The 25,889-nt window shown below is 61.3% G+C and carries 20 protein-coding genes; 13 read left to right on the top strand and 7 right to left on the bottom strand.

Features of this window, described 5'->3' with window-relative positions; genetic code table 11:
- Nucleotides 1-44: 44 nt before the first annotated feature.
- A complete protein-coding gene (locus tag P3T40_RS29780; RefSeq protein ID WP_429271292.1) occupies nucleotides 45-1,577 on the bottom strand; it encodes an AMP-binding protein in 1,533 nt (510 codons plus the stop codon).
- Between the two features lie 237 nt (nucleotides 1,578-1,814).
- On the opposite strand from P3T40_RS29780, the gene P3T40_RS29775 reads away from it, so the two are divergent.
- On the top strand, nucleotides 1,815-3,269 hold the full coding sequence (locus P3T40_RS29775; RefSeq protein ID WP_429271291.1) for a DUF2252 domain-containing protein: 1,455 nt from the start codon (nucleotides 1,815-1,817) through the stop codon (nucleotides 3,267-3,269).
- A 133-nt stretch (nucleotides 3,270-3,402) separates the two neighbouring features.
- On the opposite strand, the gene P3T40_RS29770 is transcribed toward P3T40_RS29775, so the two are convergent.
- The gene (locus tag P3T40_RS29770; protein WP_429271290.1) at nucleotides 3,403-4,464 is read right to left on the bottom strand and encodes a LacI family DNA-binding transcriptional regulator; all 1,062 of its coding nucleotides are present in this window, start codon (nucleotides 4,462-4,464) and stop codon (nucleotides 3,403-3,405) included.
- Nucleotides 4,465-4,698: 234 nt separating this feature from the next.
- On the opposite strand from P3T40_RS29770, the gene P3T40_RS29765 reads away from it, so the two are divergent.
- The 7 genes from P3T40_RS29765 to P3T40_RS29735 all read left to right on the top strand — a co-directional run bounded on the left by P3T40_RS29765 (nucleotide 4,699) and on the right by P3T40_RS29735 (nucleotide 12,042).
- Nucleotides 4,699-5,691, top strand: coding sequence for a substrate-binding domain-containing protein (locus tag P3T40_RS29765; protein WP_429271289.1), 993 nt, complete (start codon nucleotides 4,699-4,701; stop codon nucleotides 5,689-5,691).
- A gap of 40 nt (nucleotides 5,692-5,731) precedes the next feature.
- Entirely contained in the window at nucleotides 5,732-7,300 is a 1,569-nt protein-coding gene (locus P3T40_RS29760) for a sugar ABC transporter ATP-binding protein (RefSeq protein ID WP_429271288.1), read from the top strand.
- Nucleotides 7,293-8,306, top strand: a complete 1,014-nt coding sequence (locus P3T40_RS29755; RefSeq protein WP_429271287.1) for an ABC transporter permease — start codon at nucleotides 7,293-7,295, stop codon at nucleotides 8,304-8,306. Before P3T40_RS29760 ends, P3T40_RS29755 begins: the two co-directional genes overlap by 8 nt.
- Nucleotides 8,303-9,334 carry an ABC transporter permease gene (locus tag P3T40_RS29750; protein ID WP_429271286.1) on the top strand — a complete coding sequence of 344 codons (1,032 nt, stop codon included), beginning with the start codon at nucleotides 8,303-8,305 and terminating at the stop codon, nucleotides 9,332-9,334. Before P3T40_RS29755 ends, P3T40_RS29750 begins: the two co-directional genes overlap by 4 nt.
- Entirely contained in the window at nucleotides 9,331-10,206 is an 876-nt protein-coding gene (locus P3T40_RS29745) for a sugar phosphate isomerase/epimerase family protein (RefSeq protein ID WP_429271285.1), read from the top strand. Before P3T40_RS29750 ends, P3T40_RS29745 begins: the two co-directional genes overlap by 4 nt.
- A 178-nt stretch (nucleotides 10,207-10,384) precedes the next feature.
- On the top strand, nucleotides 10,385-11,002 hold the full coding sequence (locus P3T40_RS29740) for a nucleoside/nucleotide kinase family protein (protein ID WP_429271284.1): 618 nt from the start codon (nucleotides 10,385-10,387) through the stop codon (nucleotides 11,000-11,002).
- 59 nt (nucleotides 11,003-11,061) lie between these two features.
- The gene (locus tag P3T40_RS29735) at nucleotides 11,062-12,042 is read left to right on the top strand and encodes a hypothetical protein (protein WP_429271283.1); all 981 of its coding nucleotides are present in this window, start codon (nucleotides 11,062-11,064) and stop codon (nucleotides 12,040-12,042) included.
- Nucleotides 12,043-12,107: 65 nt separating this feature from the next.
- Here the strand turns inward: P3T40_RS29735 and P3T40_RS29730 are convergent, their stop codons facing one another.
- Nucleotides 12,108-13,034 carry a LysR substrate-binding domain-containing protein gene (locus P3T40_RS29730; RefSeq protein ID WP_429271282.1) on the bottom strand — a complete coding sequence of 309 codons (927 nt, stop codon included), beginning with the start codon at nucleotides 13,032-13,034 and terminating at the stop codon, nucleotides 12,108-12,110.
- A 109-nt stretch (nucleotides 13,035-13,143) separates the two neighbouring features.
- Here P3T40_RS29730 and P3T40_RS29725 point away from each other — a divergent pair, with 109 nt between their 5' ends.
- Nucleotides 13,144-14,238, top strand: a complete 1,095-nt coding sequence (locus P3T40_RS29725) for a tartrate dehydrogenase (protein ID WP_429271281.1) — start codon at nucleotides 13,144-13,146, stop codon at nucleotides 14,236-14,238.
- Nucleotides 14,239-14,632: 394 nt separating this feature from the next.
- Nucleotides 14,633-15,529, top strand: coding sequence for a fructose bisphosphate aldolase (locus P3T40_RS29720; protein WP_429271280.1), 897 nt, complete (start codon nucleotides 14,633-14,635; stop codon nucleotides 15,527-15,529).
- Nucleotides 15,530-15,654: 125 nt separating this feature from the next.
- Here P3T40_RS29720 and P3T40_RS29715 read toward each other — a convergent pair whose 3' ends face one another.
- The gene (locus P3T40_RS29715; protein WP_429271279.1) at nucleotides 15,655-16,548 is read right to left on the bottom strand and encodes a LysR family transcriptional regulator; all 894 of its coding nucleotides are present in this window, start codon (nucleotides 16,546-16,548) and stop codon (nucleotides 15,655-15,657) included.
- 112 nt (nucleotides 16,549-16,660) lie between these two features.
- Between P3T40_RS29715 and P3T40_RS29710 the strand changes: the two genes are divergently transcribed.
- Complete coding sequence (locus P3T40_RS29710; RefSeq protein ID WP_429271278.1) at nucleotides 16,661-17,941, top strand: MFS transporter; 1,281 nt, start codon at nucleotides 16,661-16,663, stop codon at nucleotides 17,939-17,941.
- 31 nt (nucleotides 17,942-17,972) lie between these two features.
- On the opposite strand, the gene P3T40_RS29705 is transcribed toward P3T40_RS29710, so the two are convergent.
- The 3 genes from P3T40_RS29705 to P3T40_RS29695 all read right to left on the bottom strand — a co-directional run bounded on the left by P3T40_RS29705 (nucleotide 17,973) and on the right by P3T40_RS29695 (nucleotide 24,496).
- On the bottom strand, nucleotides 17,973-18,356 hold the full coding sequence (locus P3T40_RS29705; RefSeq protein WP_429271277.1) for a nuclear transport factor 2 family protein: 384 nt from the start codon (nucleotides 18,354-18,356) through the stop codon (nucleotides 17,973-17,975).
- Nucleotides 18,357-18,375: 19 nt separating this feature from the next.
- Entirely contained in the window at nucleotides 18,376-18,804 is a 429-nt protein-coding gene (locus P3T40_RS29700; RefSeq protein ID WP_429271276.1) for a (R)-mandelonitrile lyase, read from the bottom strand.
- 130 nt (nucleotides 18,805-18,934) lie between these two features.
- Nucleotides 18,935-24,496, bottom strand: a complete 5,562-nt coding sequence (locus P3T40_RS29695; RefSeq protein WP_429271275.1) for a trifunctional serine/threonine-protein kinase/ATP-binding protein/sensor histidine kinase — start codon at nucleotides 24,494-24,496, stop codon at nucleotides 18,935-18,937.
- A 295-nt stretch (nucleotides 24,497-24,791) separates the two neighbouring features.
- On the opposite strand from P3T40_RS29695, the gene P3T40_RS29690 reads away from it, so the two are divergent.
- Nucleotides 24,792-25,229: a MarR family winged helix-turn-helix transcriptional regulator gene (locus P3T40_RS29690; RefSeq protein WP_429271274.1), complete on the top strand. Its 438-nt coding sequence runs from the start codon at nucleotides 24,792-24,794 to the stop codon at nucleotides 25,227-25,229.
- Between the two features lie 88 nt (nucleotides 25,230-25,317).
- On the top strand, nucleotides 25,318-25,889 hold a 572-nt coding region (locus tag P3T40_RS29685; protein ID WP_429271273.1), incomplete at its 3' end, for an MFS transporter.

The raw sequence follows: 25,889 nt of genomic DNA, 5'->3' as shown, positions 1-25,889 counted from the left end.
CCTTAATAAGTCGATAGAGACGACTCGGTGAAAATCGATTGGAGCTAGGCGTGGCTCGGCTGCAGGTCGCTTTGCAGGATCTTCTCGATTGCGGTGCGGTCTGCTTTCCCCTGTTCAGTCAGCGGCACGCGATCTGCCACGACAACACGAATCCGGTTTGCGCCGACAGAGCCAAACACGGTTTTGAGCCTGTGCACGCAGCGCGCAACGTCTGCCTGCCCAGCGACCCACGGCTCGATCAGCACGTTCCATCCGTATTTGCCGGCAGCGTTGTTTGCGGCCAGCGCCACGGCATAGCGAACGTCAGGTAAGCGGCACAGGGCATCTTCGATCTGGGTTGGGCCAATCGCCAGCCCATGGATTTCCGCGACATCGGCCGCGCGGCCGAGAACGTGCAGATTGGCGGCCTCGTCGATGAAGGCCACGTCGCCGGTCAGGCACCAACCATCCTGAAACTTGTGTGCCTCCTCGACCGGTTGATGGTAGTAACCGTCTGCCACGGCGGCCGACCTGACTTCAATGGTCCCGCACTGCCCCGCACGCGCCAGCCTTCCATCGGTGCGACGCAAACGTACCTCGACGCCAGCTCGAATGCGGCCCGCGCAAGCCAGCAGGTCCGGATTCGTCTCGTAGGCGGATGGCGGCAGAATGCTGACGAGACCGGCTTCGCTTGCACCGTACATATGGGTGAGCACAGGACCCAGACGCGTGATCGCACGTTGCCGCAGTACCGCAGGCGCCGAGCCGCCAACGTGCGCAATGGAGCGCAGCGACGACAGGTCGCGCCGGTCGACGTCCGGGTGGTCCATGGTTTCGAATAGTTGAGGCTCGACCAGAAGCACGTCGGTGATGCGTTCCGATTCGATCGTCGCGAGCGTCTCCGCGGGATCGTACCGACGCTTCAGCACGACCGTACCGCCGCCGATGAGCGTGGTGTCGACGAGCACTTGCGACAGGTAGGCGAGCGGGCCATTGATAAGCTGGCGCCGCGCCGCGTCGTTCGCTGCACTGACCATCGTCGAATACGTCGCGAAGGACCGTCGGCTGCATTTCGGCACACCCGTCGTGCCACCCGACGAGACGACTACCGCGAGGTCATCAGGCCTCATTTGTGTGCGCAGCGGCAGATCCGACTGTGCGCGCGCGAGTCTGTCGAGGCATGAAGACGCAAAACCGACGCCGACGAAGACCACGTGGCCATCCACCGCATCGGGAATGAGGTGAGCGGTTTCCGGGAAGAGTACAAGGAGCGTGGGTCGAACGCGGGCTAGCAACGCTGCGCGCTGGTCGGCATTCGCAGATGCGGGCAGGAACATCGTGGCCGCACCCAGGAGGTTTGCTGCGTAGCGAATCGCCAGCGCGTCCGGGCAATTGGGTGCCAGTTGTGCGACCAGGGCGCCCCGGCCGATGCCAAGCGCCGCAAGCGCCCGCGCATAGCGATATATTGCGCTTCGCAGGGTCCTGCCCGTTACGTCATGATCGAGATAGCGCAGTACCGCGCGCCCAGAATGTTTTTCCAGTTGATCGAGCAAGGCGTCAACATAAGGCCGAAAGGCTAGATCCCGGTCGTTTTCCATGATCGCTCCGCGTGAGTGAGGCGTGATTCGATGTGCGAATCAGGCTTTGGTGTGACGCATTTTGCGTTCACAGAATGAGCGGAGAATTAGGGGGGTGCGGGGGTGCGAACTCCTTTGTGGACTTCGTGCGGGAGAGGGTCAAGGAGCGAACAGCGCCTGGAGTTGTCCCGTGATGCCAGATCTAATATCCTTGATTATCCGTTTCCGGGCGATAGTAGCCCGCAACGAGGCAAAGACATGACGACGACCCAGTCACCCACGGGGCATGTGATCCTGGCCAGTGCCGACAGCGACAGTTACCGTTCGTTGCGCAGACGGCCCATGTCGCGCGCGGAGCGCTTCAAGCTTGGCTGGAGCCTGCGTCAGCAGGTTCCCCGCAGTTCGTTGGGTGACTGGAAGGCACCGGCGAACCGGCCGGATCCCGTTGAGCAGATCAAGCATTCTCATGAAGGCAGACTGGACTGGCTGATCCCGATTCGCGTCGGCCGTATGGTGGCTTCCCCGTACGGTTTTCTGCGCGGCACGGCCGTCGTCATGGCCGAGGATGTCGCCCGTCTCCCCGCTACCGGCATCACCCCGGTGATCTCCGGCGATGCCCACCTCGGCAATTTCGGCTTCTACGCTTCCCCAGAGCGTGATCTGGTTATCGACCTGAACGACTTCGACGAGGCTCATCCCGGAGCCTGGGAATGGGATCTACGCCGGCTGGTGGCCAGCATCTGGGTGGCTGGCCGACACACCGGCGCGAGTGAAGCCCAATGCCATGCGTCGGTGGCGTCCTGCGTCGCCGCCTACCGCGAGGAGGTGCGTTTTTTAGCCAACGAGCCGCTGCTGTCGCGCTCCTATGAGCGGATCGACGTTGACCGACTGCACGAGAAGGCGACCGGCGCCACCCTTCGTGGCGAGATCGAGCGTGCGGCTAAACGCGCGCGGTCCCGCACCAGCGATCGTGCATTGCCGCGCTTCGCCACGGAGCGTGACGGGCGGCGGTGCATCGTGGACGAGCCACCGTTGATTACCCGAGTCGCGGAAGCCGAGGCAGAGCGCATCGCCGTCGCGCTGGACGAGTATCTGGCCACGCTGGCATCGCACTGGCGTCGGGTTCTAGGCGGTTATACCCTGGTCGACATCGCCCACAAGGTGGTTGGAGTCGGCAGCGTCGGCTTGCGTGCCTATGTCGCACTGCTTGAGGGCAGTGGCGCCGATGATGTGGTGTTCCTGCAGCTCAAACAGGCACGACGTTCGGTGCTGGCCCGGTTCGTTCACGGTGATTCGGCATGGCACGCCCATCAGGGACAGCGAGTGGTGGAGTATCAGCAAGCCCTGCAAACGGTCAGCGATCCGCTGCTCGGCTGGACCACCATCGACGGCCTGCAGTACTACGTCCGGCAGTTCCGCAACATGAAGGGCACCATTGCACTGGATGCGCTGGACCCGGCGGCACTGACCGACTACGCCGGAATCGTCGGCCATCTGCTGGCGAAAGGGCATGCCCGGACCAGCGGCGCGTCCATGATCGCTGGATATGTCGGTTCTTCGGACAAGCTGGACAAGTCGCTGTGCCGGTTCGCTCAGGCGTACGCGGATCAAACGGAAGCCGACCACCAGACGCTCGTCAAGGCGGTGGCCCGCGGCGTCCTGCCGGTCGAGTATGGAGAGCAGGGAGCGGGCAAAACCGCCTTCCGGCCATAGCGTTATTGCTTGCGTCGCGAACGGGCTTCCGCCGCGACGGAGGGTATAGCTCAACAGGCCTCGACCAGATTTGTCTTGCCGAGGAGCTGCCCGTCTTTATTGCCGAACGAGAAGATAGTCCGAGCTGCGCGCGTCAGCTTTCGTACTCGGTCTTGATCGGCAGCTCATCTTCGTCGAGCATTTGTCCGAAGCCCGTCGGCACGACCACGACAGGTCGAGCGGTGGTGTCATGGCTGTCTGCCAGCGCGAAGGCTTCCAGGATGATCTTCTGCACGTCCTGGCGCATCATGGTCACCTCAAACGGCAAGTGCACAGCAAAAGGGTCCCAGTCAAAGCAACCGACAACCGTGGAGTGCCACGCCTCTCGCGGCAATCTCGACGCGAACTGAACCAATCCTTCGAACGCGGTAATCGAATTCATGAGCAAGCCTGCGGGGAGTCTGCCGAGGCTTTCGTAACGGCGGGCCAGTGCTCTCCGGGACGATACCGCGCCGTATCCGAAGCACTCCACAGCATCAACCGCGGGGCTGATCCCTCGTACCTCAAACGCGTCGCGATATCCGGAGATACGCATCTCCGTCGCATATTCATCCGCTACGCCGCCAAGAAAGAGCAACTCGCCGGGCGCATTGCCGCGCGCGATCATCTTTTCCATCAACGCGTCGGTCAGCGCACGCGCGCCGCCGCGGTTGTCCGATACGACTGACGGCGCGCCCGGACCCGGCAAGTCAACATTGATGCACGGAATGCCCGCCGCCGAGCACAGGTCGTCAAGCGGAGTCGGATTGCGCACGCCGGCAATGAACAGCAACTCCACCTGCTGCGAGATGAGCGTCTCCGTCACGCTCATTTCTACCGCCGGATCGCGTTGGGTACTGACCACGATTGGGCACAGGCCGCGGCTCCTCGCCTGCTCCTCGAAGTTCTCAGCGAGCCCCGCGAAAAAACGGTTGCGATAGTGCGGAAGAATCATGCCGGCCAGTCCGGAGCGCGACAGCCGCAGTCCGCGGGCCTTCATATTCACGTTGTAGCCAAGCTGTTCCGCGCTATCGAGGATCCGCTTGGCGGTTTCCTCCTTGATGCGGTAGCGAGCCCAGGTGCCGTTCAGCACCATGCTCACCGCCGACGTCGAAGAACCCGTCGCTTTGGCGATGTCATAAATCGTGGACTTGCGTCCTGAGCTGCTACGGGCCATCTGCCTTTCACTCCAAAAACACCAGCGTTCACGTTGTGCAGACGGTAGACCTTCTGCTACCGGGAGCCATATTAGGGTATCTACCCGATTGACCCTATAGCTGAATGGATTCAGCATTTGCTCACCGATTTGCTGAATCCATTCAGCAAACTGAGCTGAGCTTCAGTAATCGGCTAATTTCCCATTACCTATCTGGGCGTTTGGCGAAGGCTGCCGGGGTCCAACGGAGGAGACATGTCAAAGAACTTCGTGCGCACACTGTGCGCAGGCATCGCCGCGTTTGCGCTCGCAACAAGCCTGGCTTCGGCGTCGCCCGACAAGCCAGTCATCGGCATCGTCGTGAAAATTGGCGGCATCCCATGGTTCAACGCCATGGACGCCGGCATCAGGAAACGTGCGGATCAACTGGGCGTGAAGGCCTTTATGGTCGGCCCGACCAGCGCGGACCCGGCGCTGCAGGTCCGGGCGATCGAGGATCTGATTGCGCAGCACGTGGATGTGATCGGCGTAGTGCCGAACGATGCCAAGGTCCTGGAGCCGGTCTTGCAGCGGGCCCGGGCGGCCGGTATCAAGGTCATTACCCACGAGTCCCCGAACCAGGAGAATGCGGATTGGGACTTCGAGCTGGCCTCAGTCAAGGGCTTCGGAGAAGCCTACGGCAAACGCCTCGCTACCGCCATGGGCGGCAAAGGCGAGTATGCGGTCTTCGTCGGGTCGCTCACCGTTCCCTTGCATAACGCATGGGCCGACGCCGCCATTGCCTATCTGAAGGCCAATGATCCGGACATGAAGCTGGTCGGCGACCGTTATGGCGTGGCCGAGAATGTCGACGCGTCACGCCAGACCGCGCTTGACCTGATGCGGGCTCATCCTGACCTCAAGGGCATTCTCGCGTTCGGCAGCCAGGGGCCAATCGGGGCAGCTCGAGCTGTCGACGAAACGCATAAGAAAGGACAGGTCGTCGTGCTCGGACCGTTCTCGCCGGGACAAGGCAAGCGTCTCGTGCACGATGGCATCCTGACCGGCGGCTACATGTGGAACCCCGAGTTGGCCGGCGAAGTGTTCGTTACGCTGGGCACGATGGTCGCGAAGGGAGAACCGATCAAGGACGGCACGAACATCCCGGGCCTGGGCGTCGTGCATCCGCAGGGTCACGATCTGATCGTCGACCAGTTGGTCGACCTCAACGCCAGCACCGTTGACGATCTCGCGAAGTTAGGTCTCTGAAGCGACCTTGGTTGCCTGTCAGTCGCAATGGAGCATTGCCATGATTTCAGCGGCCTCAAAGGATCGCCCCGCGCCTGAGCGGGGCTACACGAGCGAAGCGAGTGTTGCCGTCGACACCACCCGCACCGCCCTGCTCAAGCTCGACAATATCTCCAAGATATTCGGCGGTGTAAAAGCGCTCCAGGCCATCAGGTTCGACGTCATGCCCGGCGAGGTGCTGTGCCTTGCCGGCGAGAACGGCTGCGGCAAGAGCACGCTGATCAAGGTCATCAGCGGTGTCTATCAGCCGGAGCCGGATGCCGTCATGCTGATGGACGGTCAGTCGATCGAGGGGCTGGATCCGGCGAAGGCACGGGAACTGGGCATCCAGGTGATCTGGCAGGATCTCGCGCTCTTTCCCGAGATGACAGTCGCGGAGAACATCGCTTTCGAACAGAACCTGGGGCCTCGTCCGCGTCTCGTCAACTACCGGCAGATGAAAGTGGCGGCTCGCCGCATCCTCGAACGGCTGGGTGTTTCGATCGATCTGGGCCGTCCGGTGCGCTCGCTGTCCATCGCTCAACGTCAGATCGTTGCCATTGCCCGAGCGCTCGTTGCCGACGCGCGCCTCGTGTTCATGGACGAACCGACGGCATCGCTCAGTCACGCCGAAACCGAGGCACTCCTTAACATCGTGCGTCGCCTCTCGGCTGACGGAATCGCAGTGGTATTCGTCAGTCACCGGCTTGCCGAAGTGCTCGACGTCTGCACTCGCGTGACGGTGTTGCGCGACGGCCAGTATGTCGGCACCTTCCCTACGGCAGGCATGACTCAAACCCGCCTCACGGAACTGATGACCGGCCGCACTTTCGACTATGCCGTGCGCACGACCGACCTTTCCGCCGCGCCCGTTGTGCTGCAGGTAGAGGACCTGACACGCCGGGGCGAATATGACGCGGTCTCGTTCGCCATCAGAAAAGGCGAGATTCTCGGCGTCACGGGTCGCCTCGGCGCGGGGCGAACGGAGCTCGCGTTGTCGTTGTTCGGAATGACGCGGCCGGAAGCAGGCTCAATCAGCCTCGACGGCAAGAAATTATCGCTTGGCTCGAACCGCGACGCGATTCGCGCGGGCATCGCCTATGTTTCCGAAGATCGTCTTCAGCTTGGCCTCGTCCAGCCGCAGTCGATTGGCGACAACACTGTGGCTGCGGTGCTCGACGAGCTGCTCGACCCCACGCGTCTGATCAGTCTCAAGAAACGTGACAGCTTGATCGACGACTGGATCCAGCAATTGGCGGTCAAGATCGGCAAGCCGGGGGACGCGGTCTCCACGCTATCTGGCGGCAACCAGCAGCGCATCGTCCTCGCCAAGTGGCTGGCCACCAACCCCAAGCTGCTGATCCTGGATTCGCCCACGGTAGGCGTGGACGTCGGCGCCCGGGCCGGCATCTTCGCCATCATCCACAAGCTTGCGGCACAGGGCATGGCCATCCTGCTGATCTCCGACGAGATCCCGGAAGTCTATTTCAACGCCGACCGTATCCTGCATATGCGCAATGGCCGCATGGTGAGGGAATACGTGCCGGGTGCCACATCCATCGACCAAATCGAGCGAGACGTCCATGCCTGATCTTCGCAAACTCGGGATCGGTTCGATCGAGGCCCTGCTGATCCTCGTCATCGCCGTCATGGTGATCGGCCTTAGCGTGACCACCTCGACCTTCCTCACCCTGCCCAATCTGTTCGACCTCCTGAACCAGAGCTCGGTCAACATCATCTTCGCCGTTGGACTGCTGGTTGTGCTCATCGCCGGCGGCATCGACATCTCTTTCGCGGTGGGCGCGTCCGTGGTGCAGTACCTGACCGCGTTGACAGTCATGCACCTCGGTGGCGGCAACTGGGCGCTAGGGTTCCTCGCCTCGGCCGCGTTCGGCTTTCTGCTTGGCGCCATCAATGCCACGTTCATCTACCGGTTCCGCATCGTCTCCATCGTGGTGACCATCGCGACCTTCAACGTGTTCTTTGGCGGCCTGATGTTTTTAACCGGAGGCGTATCCATCTACGACCTGCCGGATTGGTGGATGAACCGCGTCTCGCTCATCACAATGAAGACCCCAAGCGGCGTTGCCGACCTCGGGCTACCCGTTGCAGTCATGTTCGTCATGGTCGTGGCCACCTGGTTCCTGCTGCGGCGTACGACCACCGGCAGACAGCTCTATGCGATGGGCGATAACCCGGAAGCGGCCCGTCGCGTCGGCATCAATATTGGCGCCATGCACTACATCGCCTTTGGCTGGCTCGGGATGATGGCTGGGGTCGCCGGGCTGATGCAGGCGCACTACGTTCAGGAGGTGGTGCCCAATGCGCTGTATGGCCGCGAACTGGACGTACTCGCTGCCGTGGTGCTCGGCGGTGCCCGTCTGGGCGGCGGGCGCGGCACCATCCTCGGCGCGATCCTTGGCATTCTGCTCACCGCCATCACCGCGAACGGGCTCAACCTGCTTGGCATCTCGCCCTACGCGTTCAAGATGATCATCGGCGCTGTCATCCTGCTCGCGATTACCTTGTCGAGCGGCGGCTTCGCCAAACTCGTCGGATCGCGCTTCGCCTCGCAACGCGTAAAGGCCTTCTCATGAAAACCTCTTCGTCGCAACGTTCCGCTGCCGCGTTCGTGCCTGCCGACGTCGTCGGATTGCTCGGCTTTCTCGCGGTCGTCATCCTGGCTATGAGTCTCGCGTCCAGCCGCTTTTTTTCCGCCGACACGTTTGTCTCCGTGGCCTTTCAGCTACCCGAACTGGGGCTATTCACGCTGGCAATGCTGATGCCCCTGATCTCCGGTGGCTTCAATCTTGCCGTGACCTTTACCGCCAATATTTCCGGACTGGCCATGGCCTGGGTGCTGCACGCCCATGGCGGAGCCGATGCCAGCGTGGGCGTCATCATGCTCGGCATTGCCGCGGCGCTGGCCACGGGCGCGGCGTCCGGATGGCTGATGGGCGCCATCATCGCGCGCACCGGCGCAAGCCCGATCCTCGTCTCCCTGTCGATGATGATCTTCCTGCGTGGCCTCGGCGAATTCCTGACCCACGGTGGCGATATCTCCGGGTTCCCTCCCGCCGTCCTGGTGATGGGCAACGGTTTGCTGCTTGGCATTCCCGTGCCGTTGTGGATCTTCGCCGGTTGCGCGGCCGTCTGGCACGTTGTCATGACGCGCTCACGACTCGGCTTCGCCACGCGCATGATCGGCTCGAATCTCGAGGCGACCCGCTACTCGGGCATTGCCACCACGCGTGCGGTCACGCGGATTTACATGCTATCGGGCCTGATGTGCGGTGTCGCCGGCATCGTGATGCTGGCCAGTTTCAACTCAGTGCGCGTCGGTCACGGTGAGGCTTTCCTGCTGATTTCCGTACTCGCGTGCTTCCTCGGCCGCGTCGATCCGTTCGGCGGCTTCGGGCGCGTCGTGCCGGTGGTGATTGCGCTGGTCATCCTGCAGGTGATCGCCTCCGGCCTCAACCTGCTCGGCGCGAACCAACATCTCGCCACCGCGCTGTGGGGCGTGTTTTTGCTTGCCGTGATGCTGCTCCGTTGGGCGTGGGCAAACGGCTTTTTTCAGTCCTTGGTCCGCAGACGCGTGACCGCATCGGGAGGGGTTACACAATGAATACGTTAGGTGTTCACGCATTGGTATGGGCTGGCGATCTGACGCCGGAGTCGACCCGCAAAGTCATCAGCCAGACCAAGGCTGCGGGCTTCGACCTCGTTGAACTGTCCTTGCATGGGCCAAAGGTGATGGATCTGGCGCTCACTCGCGACCTGCTGCAGGAGCACGAGCTGCAAATCGGCTGTTCGCGCGGCCTCACCTTTGACGCGGACGTGTCCAGCGACGATCCGGCAACGGTCGCGCGTGGCGTGGCGCTGCTGGAAGAAGGCATCACCATTACCGCCGAACTGGGAGGCCACTACTTTGGTGGCATCCTGTACGGCGCGATGGCCAAGTATTCAGCGCCTATCACCGCGCAGGGACGCCGGCACGCGGTCGACTCGCTCAAGCGCATTGCGGACTTCGCCTTGAAGAAGAACGTGACCCTCGGCCTTGAAGTGGTGAATCGTTACGAGAGCAACCTGCTCAACACGGCGTCGCAAGCACTCAGGATGCTGGACGACGTCGACGCGCCCAATGTGGTTGTCCACCTCGACACCTATCACATGAACATCGAGGAATCGGACTTCATGCAACCCGTGCTGGAGTGCGGCAAGCGGCTTGGCTACGTCCATATTGGCGAAAGCAATCGGGGTTACCTCGGTTCCGGAACCATCGACTTTGCGCAGTTTTTCCATGCGCTCGCCATGATCGACTATAAGGGTGTGGTCACGTTCGAGAGTTTCTCTTCGGCGGTCGTGAACGAGCAGTTGTCCAATGCGCTGGCAATCTGGCGAAATATGTGGGACGACGGCATGGATCTCGCCACGCATGCACGGACGTTCATTGCCGGCGGCATTAATGCTGCAGCCAAAGCCAAGGCTCACCACTGAGAGATTGCGCCGTTATGTAGTCAATAAAGCAGCAAAGAGAAGCGACACAGACAATTAGGATACCGCATGGATGAGCATCATCATGCGGTGTCCCGTTGTCATATCTCGCGGCATGCGCTATTTTCGCTTGTCGACGATAGCCACCTGCCACCTGCTCGAATAACCCTGGATTGTATCGATGATCAAAGACCGCTTTCTCGCCCGGCTGGAACAACTTGTCGCCCACGGTCAACGCCGCATCCTCGGCCTGGTGGGTGCGCCCGGAGCTGGCAAATCAACGCTGGCGGAACAGATCCTCGAAGCGCTGCCTGGCCGCGCCGTGATCGTGCCGATGGATGGCTTTCACCTGGCGAATGCCGAACTCGAACGTCTCGGGCGCGCGTCCCGCAAGGGCGCTGAAGACACCTTCGACAGTGCCGGTTACGTCGCATTGCTGAACCGCCTGCGTACCCAGCGCCATGGCGAGACGGTCTACGCACCGGCGTTTCGCCGGGAGATCGAAGAGCCTGTCGCCGGGGCCATTCCTGTCAGCCCCGAGGTGCCACTCGTTATCACTGAAGGTAACTATCTGCTACTGGAGCACGGGCACTGGGGGGCTGTTCGCCCACTTCTCGACGAGGCCTGGTATGTCGACGTCGATCCGGAGTTGCGCCGGCAACGGCTTGTTGCCCGCCACGTAAGGTTTGGGCGCGATGAAGCGGCCGCTCGAAACTGGGTTCAACAAACTGACGAGCCCAACGCAGTAGTGATTGATGCGACGCGAGTTCGTGCCGATCTGGTTTTTCGGTGGTCGTGAGAGATTGGACAGCAACCATTTTGCATGGAATTGGGTAGCTAACCTGGAGCGACGGCACGATGGAATCAATGCAACGTTGGACGCTGAAGTGGGCGCACGGCGAAGCGACTGCGCAGTCGCTCGGCGGCATGCTGGCTCCTGTTCAATTCGACCTCGGAGGGGGCCGGACCGTTTCGCCGTTATACGTTGCTCCGTGGGGCGACGACGTTCGTTGGCCTGGACTCCTTCGCGCATTGCGCGGCGAATGGCCGTGCCTGCCGTTCGGCACGGTGGCGGCGCCTGCCGGATTACCTCCGGGCTTCGAGACACGCAACGCCACTGATACGTGGATTCATGGCTACGGCGCGAATCATATGTGGCGACTGGTCGAGAAGGCTGCACATAGGCTCACGCTGCGGGTCGATTACCCGCCTGAGGGAGAAATTGAAAGCCTCGAGCGCACCATTGAAGTCGCCCCTGACGCGCCGGCACTTATCGTCTCACTGACTGTCCACACGCGCAAAGACGTGGTCTTGCCATTCGCCCTCCACCCCACGTTCGCGATACCGGATGAGGGCATCGAGGTGCTCGCGTGTCCGCATCAAGCGATTCACAGCTACCCGGTCCCGCCGGAACCGGGCGTTTCGCGGGCCTTGCCGAACCAGACCTTCGCCTCTCTGAAGGAGTTGGCGACAGCAACCGGTCTCATGGATGTAACACGCTTGCCGCTCTCCGAAAACACCGAGGAACTGTTGCAAATCGCAGGATGCCGGCCACCTTTTGTGTTGCGATATTCCGCCCAGCAGGCCGACGTCCTGCTCGACTGGAATCCCGATGAGCTTCCGGACGCATTGCTCTGGATTAGCAACGGTGGACGCACCTACGCACCATGGTCCGGACGGAACTTCGCATTAGGCGTTGAGCCCGCCCAAAGTTTCTTCGATCTCGGACGCGTGGTGGTTCCTCCCGCCGACCATCCCCTCGCGGGTCGCACAGGTCTCGCGTTTCGCGCTGGCATGCCGCGCACGATCAGCTATCGACTGTCAGCGCGTCCGGTATGAAAGCGGGTACACGCAAGCGGTGTCGCCGGACTGACAATGCGTCGTCTTACGGCTGATCTCAATGCCTACGCGAACTCCCCCACTCCACTTCCAAGCTCACGCGCGATGAAGTCAACAAACGCGCGAATCCGGTTAGACATCTGGTGCCGCTGCGAATAGACCGCGAAGACATCGGCGTTCGGCGTCTCATGATCGGGCAGCACCCGCACGAGCGTTCCGTCGGCCAGATACGGCTTGATATCCCACTCGGCCCGCATGAGGATGCCGTGACCTTCGAGCGCCCATTTCACGGCGATTTCGCCGTCGTTCGTCGTCAGACTGCCGTTGATGCGCACAGCCTCCGTTTTGCGAGCCGCGCCCCGCCCCGATGTCAAACGCCAGACACCATACGCCTCGTCGCCTTGCCGGATGCCAATGCAGTTGTGGCGTATCAGGTCGTGCGCCGTGACCGGCAACCCGTGTGACGCGATATACGAAGGCGCCGCACATAGCACCCGGCGATTCGCTGCGAGACGACGTGCGACCACGCGCGTGTCCGGCGGCTCGCCGAACCGGATGCAGACGTCGAACGCATCGTCAGTCAGCGGCGGCGGCGTGACCGATAACTGCAGCTGAACCGACACCTGCGGATATTGCGCGACGAAACGCGAAATCGCCGGAGCGACGTGGCTGCGACCGAAGCCAAGCGTTGCGTTGACGCGCAGCAACCCGTTGGGGGTTTGCCTGGCGCTGCCGAGCAAACCGGCCAGTTCGTCGATCTCATCGAGAATCCGGCGCGCGTGTTCCAGATATAACTCGCCCTCGGGCGTGAGCGTCATCCGCCGCGTCGTCCGGTTGACGAGCATCACGCCGGCGCGACGCTCCATCTGCGTCAAATGCTTGCTGACAGCCGCAGCCGTCAGCCCCAGCTCGCGCGCGGCGGCACTCAGACTGCCGGACGCCGCGAGCGTCGAAAAGAAACTCAAGTCAGACGGTTGGACCGCTTCGGCCATGGCCTTCACTTGTGAATTGAAGTTAAGGATGCTTTGAGTTTAGCACCGGTTTTCGTGTCCTGAGCACGGTAAAGTTCACTCACACCAACAGCCCCTGAAGGACGGAGACATGAAGACCTATCGCATCGCAACCATTCCCGGCGACGGCATCGGCAAGGAAGTCGTACCGGCTGGCGCGGAGGTTCTGCAAGCACTCGCAAAGACCACGAAATCGTTCGCGTTCGAGTTTGAAAACTTCGATTGGGGTGGCGACTATTACCGCAAACACGGTGTCATGATGCCCGCGGACGGCCTTGACGCCCTGCGCAACAAAGACGCGATCCTGTTCGGTTCTGCAGGCGACCCCGACATCCCGGATCACATCACGCTATGGGGGCTGCGCCTCAAGATCTGCCAGGGCCTCGACCAATATGCCAACGTCCGGCCGACCCGCATCCTGCCGGGTATCGATGGGCCGCTCAAGCGCTGCAAACCGGAAGACCTGAACTGGGTCATCGTGCGCGAAAACTCCGAAGGCGAATATTCCGGCGTGGGTGGCCGCGTCCATCAGGGGCATCCGATCGAAACCGCAACGGACGTGTCGATCCTGACGCGCGCCGGCGTCGAGCGGATCATGCGTTTCGCGTTCCGCCTCGCCCAATCGCGCCCGCGCAAGTTGCTGACGGTGATCACCAAGAGCAACGCTCAACGTCACGCGATGGTGATGTGGGACGAGATTGCCCTCGAAATCTCGAAGGAATTCCCGGACGTCACATGGGACAAGGAACTGGTGGACGCAGCGACTGCACGCATGGTCAATCGTCCCGCGACGCTCGACACGATCGTCGCCACTAACCTGCACGCGGATATTCTCAGCGATCTGGCCGCCGCACTCGCCGGCAGCCTGGGCATCGCGCCGACCGGCAACATCGATCCCGAACGTCGCTTTCCGTCCATGTTCGAGCCAATCCACGGCTCCGCGTTCGACATCATGGGCAAGGGCCTCGCCAATCCGGTTGGCACCTTCTGGTCGGTCGTCATGCTGCTCGAGCATCTCGGCGAAATCGACGCCGCTGCGCGCGTCATGCAGGCCGTCGAAGCGGTCACCGCTGACCCGTCCCTGCACACGCGTGATCTCGGTGGCACGGCAACCACGGTGCAAGTGACCGCCGCTGTTTGTGCGTTCATCGAGAATGCGGGCGTGCCCCGTGCAAACGCTGCGTAAGCAGGTGAGGACGTCCGCGCACGGTTAAACCCGGCACCGCGCGCCCACCTCGCCTCATGGCAAGGCATCCCCGCGCAGCCGCCAGCGAGCGGCACAGCCATTGAACGTTCCAGATTGTCAGGGATCGAAGCGACCAATAGCTGAGGTCGTCGTGCCCTGATTTTCGTGCCCTGATTTTTTTGCCCTGATCCGCCTCCCGCGTTCCGCCCAGGTCCAGAACGTGCTCCGCCCAAGGCATTCATCAGACGCAAGCGGTCGGTGCGAAGCGAACGGCCATGTGTTGATCCAAACCGACATCGGTGTAGAGCGCAGTACACTTAACGTATTGAACGCATTGGGTCCTGACCAGATAGGCTTTGGTCCGGCAATCGGTTATTGAACGACGGAGTTATCCATGGCAAATGACAAGATGCTGGCGCAAGTGAGTAAAAAACCGGGATTTTTCGCGGCGCTCGACCAGAGCGGCGGCTCGACGCCCGGCGCCCTGAAGCTCTACGGCATCCCGGAGAGTGCCTACAACGGCGACGCCGAGATGTTCAAGCTGATCCACGAGATGCGGGTTCGCATCATCACAGCGCCCGCCTTCACCGGGGACAAGGTGATCGGAGCCATCCTGTTCGAAGCCACCATGGACGGCCAGGCCGAGGGTAAACCGGTCCCATCCTTCCTGTGGGAAGACCGCGGCGTGGTGCCGTTCCTGAAGGTCGATAAGGGGCTGGAAACCGAAGCCGACGGCGTGCAGTTGATGAAGCCGATCCCCGGGCTCGACGGCCTGCTCGAACGGGCAGCGAAACTCGGCATCTTCGGCACCAAGATGCGCTCGGTCATCAAGCTGAATTCGCAAGCAGGCATTGCTGCGATTGCCAAGCAACAATTCGAACTGGGCGCGCAGATCGAGGGGCATGGTCTCGTGCCAATCCTGGAACCCGAGGTGTCGATCAAGAGTCCGGACAAGGCAGGCGCCGAGGCCACGCTGCGCGCGGAGCTGCTCAAAGGTCTCGACGCGCTGCCGGAGAACAGCCGCGTCATGCTTAAGCTGACCATTCCTGATGTGCCGGACTTCTACGAACCGCTGATCGAACATCCGCGTGTGGTGCGGGTGGTTGCGCTTTCAGGCGGTTATACGCGGGCCGATGCCTGTGAACGGTTGTCGGCCAATCACGGGATGATCGCCAGCTTCTCGCGGGCCTTGATCAACGACCTCAAGGTTTCGATGAGCGACAGCGAGTTCAACGCGACGCTGGCGGAGGCGATCGACGAGATTTATGAGGCTTCTGTCGACAAGGCGTGAAGTCGCTTGCGTGAGGGCTGCGAGCGGCGGACTCGGAAGTGTCCGCCGCTCGCAGTCGCAGTGTTCTAGTTGCGCTCGTTGCCTTGATCCAGGACCGCAGCAAGATTGAGACCGCTGTTTCCAGCTCAGGCGGCCTTGGTCTTGCGCGTGCGGAATGGAACCTCACCCGGCATATCCAGAACGAGGCGACCGAACTCCTGCACCGCCAACGTCTTCTCTCCCTTCCCCCAAAGCAGTCTGAATTCCGCCTCCGGTAACGGCGGCAAACCGTATCGCCCGTCCATGACCACAATGCCGGATTCCAGATCGTCGTAAGTCAAAGGCGTGATGGCGAGCCCGGTCATGACAGCCGCGCGGATCCCCGACTGGCTCGAGGACGTAAAGGCAACGTGCCAGTCGACGGGCAAGCCCTCGAGCGCTTCGATGGCCACCCGCCGGTTGACGCAGGGCGCCGGGAAGAACGCGAGCGGCAGCGAGCCACCTTCGCGCAACTCGAATGACTCGGCCGCGGCCCACACGAAGCGGGTTCGCCGCAACACGACGCCCTCCTCGTCCCGATCCGTTTCGGGGCGCGCGCTGAGCACCACGGCGAGATCCAGTTCCTGCGCCTCGACCATCGTCTGCGAGTCGAGACTCATGCCGACGCTCACATCAAGCCGCACGTTCGGGTATGCACGCGAAAACTGCGTCAGCAACAAGGGCAGTCGCTCACCCATGAAAATATCCGGCGCGCCGAAACGCACGCTCCCCACAACAGGCGAGGAGCGAAAGCGCCGCGTGACCGCCTGCATCGCCTCCAGAATCTGCAGCGCATGGCGCAGGAAATCTTCACCGTCTTCGGTCAAGGTCAGACTTCGCGTGGTGCGATACAGAAGCGGCCGCCCCACCTCATCTTCGAGCCGCCGGATCTGGTGGCTGATCGCCGATTGCGTGAGATTCAGGCGGCGTGCCGCCTTGGTGAAACCGCCGGCTTCCGTAACGGCAACAAACGCGTGCAGAAGTGCAGGGTCAAGGTTCATGGCATGGACCGGAATGATTAAGTGCTGTAATGAATGATAGTAAATTAAATCATTTCCGTCATGGAGTTGAGTGGCCGAGAATGAAATCACATTCTCTCTTCCGGCCGCCGCGATGGACACCCTGCCCCGCGCTTCACATCCCCTCACTCTGACGCTGCTGCTGAGCGCCGTGATTGCCGCGACGTACGGCTTTGGCGTCTATCTGTTTCCGGTCCTCCTGCCTGAGATGAAGCGGTCAATCGGCTTTGACTACGCGCAGGCCGGTTTCATCACGGCCGCAAGGCAACTCGCCAACGTCGCCATGGCACTGCTGTCCGGATTCGCGGCAGCGCGGTTTGGACCGGCCAGAATCGTGCTGGCCGCGACGCTGCTATCGGCGGCGGGACTCGCATGCCTCGCGTTCGCCGAACGGACCTGGCTGATGGGTGGTGTGCTGATCGCGCTCAACGCCTGCGCAGCGGCGACCTGGGTGCCGATGATGGTGCTGATCGTCCCGTTGATCGACGAGCGGCACCAGGCCAAAGCGATAGGCGTCATCTCCAGCGGCACCAACTACGGCGTCTTGTTGACCGGCTTGATGGTGCCAGCCTTGCTGGCCTCGTGGGGCTGGCGCTCGGTCTGGCTCGTGAGTGCGGCGCTGACGGTGGTATTGAGCGCAATGATCGCTATCGTATTCGCGCGCCTTGGCGGCTTACGTCAACGAGTCGGTGCACGGCGCCAGACCACCCTACCCGGCCACCGTGCAACGGCTCGCCAGATTTTGGCGCGACGCTATCTACTGGTGTATGCGATCGCGCTGCTATGCGGTTTCGCCGGGGTGCCGTTCATCACGTACTTCTCCGCTTATGCACACGACGATCTGCATCTGGGCCTGGACGTTACGGCACACGCCTGGGCGCTCGTGGGTCTGGTCGGTGCGGTGAGCGGCTTGGCGCTCGGCATGGTTGGCGATATGCGCACGGTTCCTGACCGCGCCGGCCCCGCACAGCGCGATGGCCTGCGTACCGCCGTCGTCAGCGCAAGCGTGCTGTTGTTCTGCGCGTCGCTTATTGCGGCCTCGCGCCCAAACGGCTATGCACTCGGCGGCGCGGCAATCGCGTTCGGCTTTTCATTCTTTCCCATCTTTGGCCTGTTGCACGCGTATGTTGGCAAGACCAGCGCGCCAGCGCTCGCCGCCGTGGTGTGCGGGATCTGCGAAGCTTCGTTCGGCGTAGGCGGCGCGACGGGCAATGTGCTTGGCGGGCTTTGCAAAGCCGCGTCCGGTTCGTTTGCGCCGATCTACTGGCTTGCAACGGCGGCTTCGGTCGTGCTCGTCGGATTGGCGGCTTTAGTGCCGGGCGTTCGGTCTGCCTCGGCAGTTTGCCCGGGCGGGTTAGTGGACCTTCGGCGCTGAAGTTTTTGCTCTGCAGCTATTCAGAGCAACGTCAGCCGATCTGCTGAACCCATTGGCTCCGCCAAGCCGGCGCGTCAAAGGGATCCGAAAAATACTGGGTTTCGTGAACGACCTTGCCGTTGCGGAACTCCATGATGCTTACCGTGTACGCCGCCTTGCCCTGATAGTTGATGGAGTATTCCGTGATCCAGAGATTACCTTCCCCTTGAATGCGCCTTACCTCGAACCCCGATGGCTTACCTGGATGATGACCGCGCAATGCCTGCAGATTTTTTCGTCCGACGATTCGTTCACCTGATTGGGGATAGTCGCAGATGGAATCGTCAGCGTAAATATCGTGTTCCGCGTCGAGATCGCCGGCAGCGGACGCCTGCCAGTGCGCGTTCAGCGCTTCACGTAGGGTCTCTTCCTGCATGGTGTGCCTCCGGATACCGTTACTGATGTTGAGCGTGCTCACCGCCGGTGGGCCCAACCGCATACTCCTCGTCGGTCACCTTCTCCATCCACACGACGCTGACGCCGTCCAGCGCTTCCTGAATGCCGATGTGGGTCATGGCAGTATTAGCCGCCGCACCGTGCCAATGCTTGTGACCTGGCGGGCACCAGATCACGTCGCCAGCACGAATTTCGACGATGGGTTCGCCTTCACACTGAGTCCATCCGCAGCCTGCGGTGACGATGAGCGTCTGCCCGAGGGGATGGGTATGCCAGGCGCTCCGTGCACCAGGTTCGAACGTCACGCTCACCACAGAAACGCGCGAGGGTTCTGGCGGCGAGTTCAACGGGTCCATGCGAACGTTACCCGTAAAGTACGCTTCAGGGGCTTTCCTCGAGGGCTGCGAGCCTACACGCATAAGATTCATGGTTGATCCTTGTCATGAAGAAATTGCCCGGCACTTCTCACGTGAAGATTGCTGGGCGCGTCGCGTAGCAACTTGAGGCTACTCTAAAGGCGGCCTTGCCCGGCGATAAGATCAGTGAGTGGAAAATCACTTATTCATCGGGCGCATCAGTCGTGGCGGGCTGCAGGTGATCGGCGACAGAAAACTGAAAAACGGCACCTCGAGGTGCGTTCGGCTTTGCCCAGAGTTTCCCTCCGTGCGCCTCGACGATCGAGCGACATATCGACAAGCCCATTCCCAGGCCAGTGGCCTTGGTCGAATAAAACGGATTGAAGAGCCGCTCGATTCCCTCCGCAGGCAGGCCCGGACCGGAATCCGCGACCGCAACGACGATGCCCTTCGATGCGTCCGCGACCGTGTCGATCCGCAAGTCGCGCGGTCCCTCAGAGGTTGTGCTCATGGCCTCGATGGCGTTGATGATGAGGTTGAGCATGACCTGTTGCAATTGCACGCGATCCCCGCGAATGAGCGGTAAATCCTCAGCGAATAGGGCCTGTACCGAGACGCTGTGCTTTGCGGCTTCCCCGCGCGTTAGTTCAATGACTTCACCGACTGCCCGGTTGATGTCCACGCTGTCATTGCGAGGCGGCTCCTTCCTGATGAAATCACGAATCCGGTCGACGATTGCGCCTGCTCGCATCGCGTCACTCCTGATTTTCTCCAGGGCTTGCAGCGCCTCGCGCAGGTTGGGCGGCCGTGCGCCGAGCCAGCGCACGGCGCCCGAAGCGTTCCATGCAATCGCAGCAATCGGCTGCTTGACTTCATGCGCAATCGAAGCCGCAAGTTGGCCCATGGTGGACGCCCGGTTCGCATGTGCAAGTTCCGTCTGCACCTCGCGGTAACGCTGCTCGCTCTCTCTTGCCACCGCTTCTGCACGCTTGTGATCGCTTAAGTCGAACAGGAACGCGACCCCCTGGTGCTTCTTCTCTTCGAAGCTTGCCGCCCCAATCAATACCGGCACCCGGCTCCCGTCCTTCCGAAAGCATTCTTTTTCAAAGGGCTGTAGCGTACCCATGGCGAGCAGTTCGGGTAGCCGTTCCTGCCTGTCGCGCCCGAACCCTTCCCTGGGGGTGAGATTGGCCCAGTGAATCCGTCCGGCCCTCAGATCGTCGCGTTCATATCGCACAATGTGCAGAAATGCGTCGTTGGCCTCGAAAACGCGGCCTTCCAGGTCGTAAATGCAAATGCCGACGATATTCGCATCGACCAGTCGCCGGATCTTGGCCTCACGTTCAGCGAGATCCCGGTACAAACGGGCATTCTCCAGCGCGATCGCGGCCTGTGAAGCGAGCAGCTTCAGCACTGCGACGCGTGCAGGTCCAAAGACGCCCGGTGCCAGGCTGTTCTCGAGGTAAAGCGCGCCGATGAGCTTTGCCTGTGCTAACAGTGGGAGGAAGAGTATCGAGCGCGCCCGCCACCGCCGAATGTAAGGATCGGCGGCAAACGGAGATTGAGCGGCGGCGTCATCGAGCATGACGCTCTCCCGAGTCCGCATCACATAGTGAAGCACCGATTCCGGCAGCACTCCGCTAGTCAGGGGCTCGTCGCACACCTGGATGCGCATTGTTTCGCCGCTGACCGTGGCTTGTGCTTCGAGCCGCAGTTCCCCTTCGACCTGCACGATGAGGACACCTCTCTCGGCGCCGGCCTGCTCGATCGCAGTACGCATTAGTGTTTCGATCAGGTTATCCAGCACGATCTCGCTCGAGACGGCTTGTGAGACCTTGATCAAGGTCGCGAGCTCGAGGTTCTCGACCGACGTATCGATCTTGATAGTCGGACTGGGCACACGTAGCTCGTCTTTAAGCCAGGGGAATTGCTGCTCAAGCTGCTTCACCTTGGCATCGGCACCCCAGCGAAAATAACCGTGATGAGCGTCCTGCACATAGAGGCGGGCAATTTTTTCAAAGCCATGTGCCGCGTAAAAGCGCGCGGCGATTTCGTTAGCGAGCGCCTCGTTGTGGACAAAGCCGTTGGCGCGGGCTGAGCAGATTGCCTGTTCATAAAGCTGCGTGGCATCGAATTCGCGGTGTTCGAGGCGTGCAATCTCCGCAGCCACCAGTGCCGTGCGATTCGCAAAGTTTTCCGGGCATGCTTCGGACCACTCGCGAAGCTGGCGCTGATGAGCGGCTAAGGCGTCGAGATGCTGGGCACGGTCCTCCGCCGACGCCGAGTCATACAGCGCGGCGCGGGTCAGCGCGGCGTAGAAATGGTACTCGGCCACCTCGAAGAATGACGGCGCGGTCCAGAGAAGACGTTCCGCACGTGCGGCCGCCGCAACAGCAGAGGCATATTCTCCCGCGAAAAAGCCCGCTTGCAGCTTGCGGATCCAATACCAGCAACCCGCCATCGCCAGCTGCGGCTGACTCTCCAGATGCTGCTCGAAGTGACGTTCGTCAAACTCGGCATCGTTGAAGGAAGTGAAGTCCGGAGTGAGTCCACGCAGGGTTTTGATGAACCTGATCTGGGCGGTGATGCGGTCTATGAGCAGTCCAAAACGCGCCTGACGTGCGAACTCAAGTGCGGCTTCGGCCTCGCGCTGCACGTCGGCAAGAGAATCGCCGCAGGCGATAAGGTTGGTGATCAGGTTATCGCGACTATAGGTGGCAAAAGTCAGATCACCCAGCTGGTTTGCCGCATCGAAGGCACGTCGCACCAAAGGTCGACCGGTATGGATGGGCTGCGTCCACGGCATGACACGGTGGCCGAATATCAGATACACACGCGCTTCGAAGCGCCGGAGTCCGCGTTGTTCTACCAGATCCAGGCCGAGCTTCCCGAAGCGGAACGCGGTCTGGTAGTCGCTGAAATACGAGCTCAGTATCATCCCGAGCCAGGCGTAAGCGAAGCACGATCCGTCACAGTTGCCATACTCGAGGCTGAGATTCGCCATCCGGCAGACCACAAGGCAGAGCAGATTGGCATTCGTAAACAATGCGGGCGAGACGACCGCGGTGAGGACATCCATGGTTGCACACCGCTCGGGATCGGTCATGACGGGCAAATTGATGAGGTCCTGGATCGCGCGATCTGAAATCTGCTGCCACAGTTGCTCGAATTCCTGGTGGACTTCCCCGGTTGTTGGGTGTGCTGACCAGTGCACGCCAACGTGCCGGAGATAATCGAGGCAAACCCCGATGGCGCGGTCGCTCCGGCCGAGGGTCGTAAAAAGCTCTTCGCGCAGTTGGGTTACAGCGGCGACGTCGACGAGGCGCGTGGCGTGCGCAGACAGGATTGAAAGTCGCTCGTCAGCTTCCGCCAGTGCGCCAGTCAAAAACTCGCACTCGGAGCGGTGAAAGTCGAGGGCAAAAGTCAGCGTGGGGTATCGCTCCCAACAGTCCTCCGGCAGGATGGCACGACCGGCAGTGAGGTAAGTCAGCGCCGAGTTATAGGCTGTGGAGTGTTTGGCGCGCTGACCCGCAATCAGGTTGAGTTCGGCAATCTGCTCCCGCTCTTCGGGTGAGCTCACGAGAGCGGTACCGCGATTGAGCTGGTTCACGATCTCGAAGATCGCGTTCTCCCGATTCGCCGGCGGCGTGTGCGCCGCGAGCAACCTGCCGATTCTCAGATGGGTCGCGGCGCGCAAGTTTTCAGGGATGAAAGAATACGCCCCCTCCCGCACCCGATCATGCAGGAACCGATACGCGCTATCGAATTGGAGAACGAGTCCCGATCTCACCGCCTCTCGCAGGTTGTCGCGCGTTTCGTCTTCCGAATCTTCGCAGACCATGGAGAGTACCGCGACGCTCGCGCTATCGCCGAGACAGGCAAGCTGCTGCAACACAGTTTGGGTTTTACCGGGCAGACGACTGAGCTTCGCGACCATCAGATCCACGACATTGTCGGTGTAACCCTTCGCGTGAATCCTTTTGAGGTCCCATGTCCAGCGCGCTTTGCGATGATCGAAGTCGACTAGCGCCTCATCCGCAAGCGACGACAGGAATTGAATGACAAAGAATGGGTTCCCCTCAGTCTTTTCGTGCAACAGTTGTGCCAGCGAGGCTGTGAGATGTGGCTCGCACCGAAGGGAGTCGCCGGTCAACTGTTCGAGGTCCTGACGAGCCAGCGGGGCAAGTACGATTTCCTGCACTTGCGCTCCGGCCCGGCGGATGGCTTCCAGTTTGCGCATCAGCGGATGGGTGAAGTCCACCTCGTTATCCCGGTAGGCGCCGATCAACAGCAGGTGTCGCACATCCGGTTGAGTCAGAAGGTTCTCGAGCAAATCGAGTGTCGCTGCGTCGAGCCATTGCAAATCGTCGAGGAAGAGCGCAAGCGGATGCTCCGGCCGTGCGAATACGCCGATGAAGCGGCGAAATACCAGTTGGAAACGGCGCTGCGAATCTTGTGGCGGAAGGACGGGAACGGGTGGCTGCTCTCCGAGAATGAGCTTCAACTCGGGCACCAGGTCGAACATCAACCGCGCGTTCGGGCCGAGTGCCTCCTCTATGGCATCGCGCCATTCCATGAACTCACCTTCGCTCTTGCTGAGAAGCGGGTGTACCAGGCTCTGAAACGCTTGTGCCAAGGTCGTATAAGGAATATCGCGCTTGTATTGGTCGAATTTGCCCGAGGCGAAAAGACCATTCAACGGAACGAGTGCCTTATGCAGTTCGTTGACCACCGAGGATTTGCCGACGCCAGGATAACCCGAGACAAGCACCAGTTCGGGCGTGCCGTTCTCGACCACGCGATTGAACGAGGCGAGTAGCGTCTCGGTCTCGGAGGTTCGCCCGTACAGCTTTTCGGGAATCAGCAATCGGTCTGGCGTATCGCGCTCGCCAAGCAGGAATTCCTTGAAGCGACGCAGTGTCTCCCATTCAGTCAGGCAACGGCGCAGATCGCTTTCGAGGCCGACCGCCGTCTGATACCTGTCCTCGGCCGTCTTGGCGAGCAGTTTCATCACGATTGCCGAGACAGAGGCCGGCACATTCCCGGACCGCTCATGGGGCGGCACCGGCTTCCTGGCGATATGGCAGTGCACCCACTCCATGGGGTTGGCGGCGGAAAACGGCAGACTGCCCGTGAAGAGTTCGTAGAGCGTGACGCCAAGCGAGTACAGGTCACTCCTGGAATCGATCGAGCGATTCATCCGACCGGTCTGCTCGGGCGCCATATAGGGAAGCGTTCCCGCGATCGATTCAGGCGGTTCGGGTGACTGCTGCTCACGGGCGCGGCGCGACGCAATGCCAAAACCCGTCAGCCATGCCCGGCCCGTGACGTAATCCGCAAGGATGTTGCTCGGTTTAATGTCTTTATGGATGAGACTGCATTCGTGCAGCCGGGCAAGCGCAGACGCTAATGTGACAGCGAGGCGCATGAATATTTCAATTCCGAAAGGCTGGCCGATCAGGCCATCAAGCGGCTCGCCTCCGGGATCCTTCAGCACGAGCATGATCTCGCCGCGTTCACGCACGAGTTCGAGCGGCTGCGCCGCCCATGCCTCGTTCAGGTCGTCCTTCAGTTCATATTCGTGTATCAGACGATTGAGCGTGGCGAGCGTCGCGTGCTCCTCGCCGGGTACGACTTCGAGGACACTGTACGAGCCGCCATCCGCAGCACGGCGCCAACATCTGCGCAAAACGCGCTCAGTGTCTTCCCACAACACCTCGTGGCGGCTTTCGCCATGACCGCTGCGCGAAGATGATGGGTTCATCTGCCGACTCCGCGAACAGGCAGTTGCCTGTCGCCAGGGGAAACGAGTTTTGGTTCGCCTGAAAACCAGTCAGGATTGGCGGCGCAAGTTGCGAGTGAATTTAGTCTAGCAGGTATGGGGCCCGAGGACAGACGTGCTCAACTCTTGCTGGTCAGGCACGGCCGTCGTGGAGCCACGCGACTGATCGCGTGCGCAAGCCCTGCCCCATCGCGGCCACCACCCCGCCTGCTCAAAAAATCTTTGCATATCTCTGATAAGTCAGATATAGTCCGCATCAGAAACGGAGGTATCAGCTATGAGTCAGCATCACGAAGACACTTTCTTGCCGGTTCAGCGCATCAGCTTTGCACTGAGCAAAGCCCGCCATCTGCTCACGGCGGATATGGACGTCGAACTGGCGGGCACGGGTGTCAGTACTTCGCACATCGGCGCGCTGTTGCTGCTTTACGTGGACCTTGCGCGCACGTCGGCCGGGTTGTCCAGGGCGCTGGGTGTCGATGCAGGATTCGTCACACGATTGGTCGACCGTCTGGAACAGCAAGGCCTCGTGCGCAGGGATCGCAACCGTCCGGATCGGCGGGTGGTGAACCTGACGTTAACCGAAGCCGGCCGCGATCTTGCCGCGCAGATCGCAGAGATCGCGCCAACGGTGTTGAATCGGCGGCTGTGCAGCTTTACCCCGCTGGAATTCGCGACCTTATGCGGGCTCCTGCACAAGTTGCTGGATGAATGAGCCATTTTTTTAACCATATATCTGACGTATCAGATAATCAGCGACGACTCGGGAGCAGCCGGCCGTCAAGCCTCTTAAAGGACGCAACATGAACCCGCCAAATAACGCGAGCGCTCCTGCGCCATTGACTGGCTGGCAGTTTGCACTGGGCGCGTTCGCCGTGTCTCTGGCCACCTTCATGAATGTGCTGGACTCTTCGATCGCCAATGTCGCGATCCCGACGCTCTCCGGTGACCTGGGCGTGTCGGTGGATGAAGGCACGTGGGTCATCACGCTGTTCTCCGCGGCCAACGCAGTGGCGATTCCGCTGACCGGGTGGCTCACGCAGCGGGTCGGACAGGTCAAGCTCTTCGTGGCCGCGATCCTGCTGTTCGTGGTGTCGTCCGCGGCATGCGGCTTCGCGCCCAGCCTGCCTATCCTGCTCGTGGCGCGTATCGTGCAAGGCGCGGTGGCAGGGCCGCTGGTGCCGTTGTCGCAGGCACTTCTGCTCGCCACGTTTCCGAAGAATAAAAGCTCGAGCGCGCTGTCGTTGTGGGCGATGACCGCAACGGTTGGGCCGATTGCGGGGCCGGCTCTCGGCGGCTGGATCACCGACAACTACAACTGGTCGTGGATCTTCTATATCAACGTCCCCGTTGGGCTGTTCGCCGCCGCCGTAGT

Source organism: Paraburkholderia sp. EB58, from assembly GCF_050436665.1.
GTDB lineage: Bacteria > Pseudomonadota > Gammaproteobacteria > Burkholderiales > Burkholderiaceae > Paraburkholderia.
This window is presented reverse-complemented; position numbering and strand designations above follow the sequence as displayed.

Bases quoted from the DNA above. Each gene is read 5' to 3' on its own strand.
- P3T40_RS29690 (WP_429271274.1), top strand. From the start codon at position 24,792: ATGAGTCAGCATCACGAAGACACTTTCTTGCCGGTTCAGCGCATCAGC.
- P3T40_RS29740 (WP_429271284.1), top strand. From the start codon at position 10,385: ATGATCAAAGACCGCTTTCTCGCCCGGCTGGAACAACTTGTCGCCCAC.
- P3T40_RS29725 (WP_429271281.1), top strand. From the start codon at position 13,144: ATGAAGACCTATCGCATCGCAACCATTCCCGGCGACGGCATCGGCAAG.
- P3T40_RS29700 (WP_429271276.1), bottom strand. From the start codon at position 18,804: ATGAATCTTATGCGTGTAGGCTCGCAGCCCTCGAGGAAAGCCCCTGAA.
- P3T40_RS29770 (WP_429271290.1), bottom strand. From the start codon at position 4,464: ATGGCCCGTAGCAGCTCAGGACGCAAGTCCACGATTTATGACATCGCC.
- P3T40_RS29745 (WP_429271285.1), top strand. From the start codon at position 9,331: ATGAATACGTTAGGTGTTCACGCATTGGTATGGGCTGGCGATCTGACG.
- P3T40_RS29710 (WP_429271278.1), top strand. From the start codon at position 16,661: ATGGACACCCTGCCCCGCGCTTCACATCCCCTCACTCTGACGCTGCTG.
- P3T40_RS29775 (WP_429271291.1), top strand. From the start codon at position 1,815: ATGACGACGACCCAGTCACCCACGGGGCATGTGATCCTGGCCAGTGCC.
- P3T40_RS29715 (WP_429271279.1), bottom strand. From the start codon at position 16,548: ATGAACCTTGACCCTGCACTTCTGCACGCGTTTGTTGCCGTTACGGAA.
- P3T40_RS29755 (WP_429271287.1), top strand. From the start codon at position 7,293: ATGCCTGATCTTCGCAAACTCGGGATCGGTTCGATCGAGGCCCTGCTG.
- P3T40_RS29695 (WP_429271275.1), bottom strand. From the start codon at position 24,496: ATGAACCCATCATCTTCGCGCAGCGGTCATGGCGAAAGCCGCCACGAG.
- P3T40_RS29780 (WP_429271292.1), bottom strand. From the start codon at position 1,577: ATGGAAAACGACCGGGATCTAGCCTTTCGGCCTTATGTTGACGCCTTG.
- P3T40_RS29750 (WP_429271286.1), top strand. From the start codon at position 8,303: ATGAAAACCTCTTCGTCGCAACGTTCCGCTGCCGCGTTCGTGCCTGCC.
- P3T40_RS29705 (WP_429271277.1), bottom strand. From the start codon at position 18,356: ATGCAGGAAGAGACCCTACGTGAAGCGCTGAACGCGCACTGGCAGGCG.
- P3T40_RS29735 (WP_429271283.1), top strand. From the start codon at position 11,062: ATGGAATCAATGCAACGTTGGACGCTGAAGTGGGCGCACGGCGAAGCG.
- P3T40_RS29760 (WP_429271288.1), top strand. From the start codon at position 5,732: ATGATTTCAGCGGCCTCAAAGGATCGCCCCGCGCCTGAGCGGGGCTAC.
- P3T40_RS29720 (WP_429271280.1), top strand. From the start codon at position 14,633: ATGGCAAATGACAAGATGCTGGCGCAAGTGAGTAAAAAACCGGGATTT.
- P3T40_RS29730 (WP_429271282.1), bottom strand. From the start codon at position 13,034: ATGGCCGAAGCGGTCCAACCGTCTGACTTGAGTTTCTTTTCGACGCTC.
- P3T40_RS29765 (WP_429271289.1), top strand. From the start codon at position 4,699: ATGTCAAAGAACTTCGTGCGCACACTGTGCGCAGGCATCGCCGCGTTT.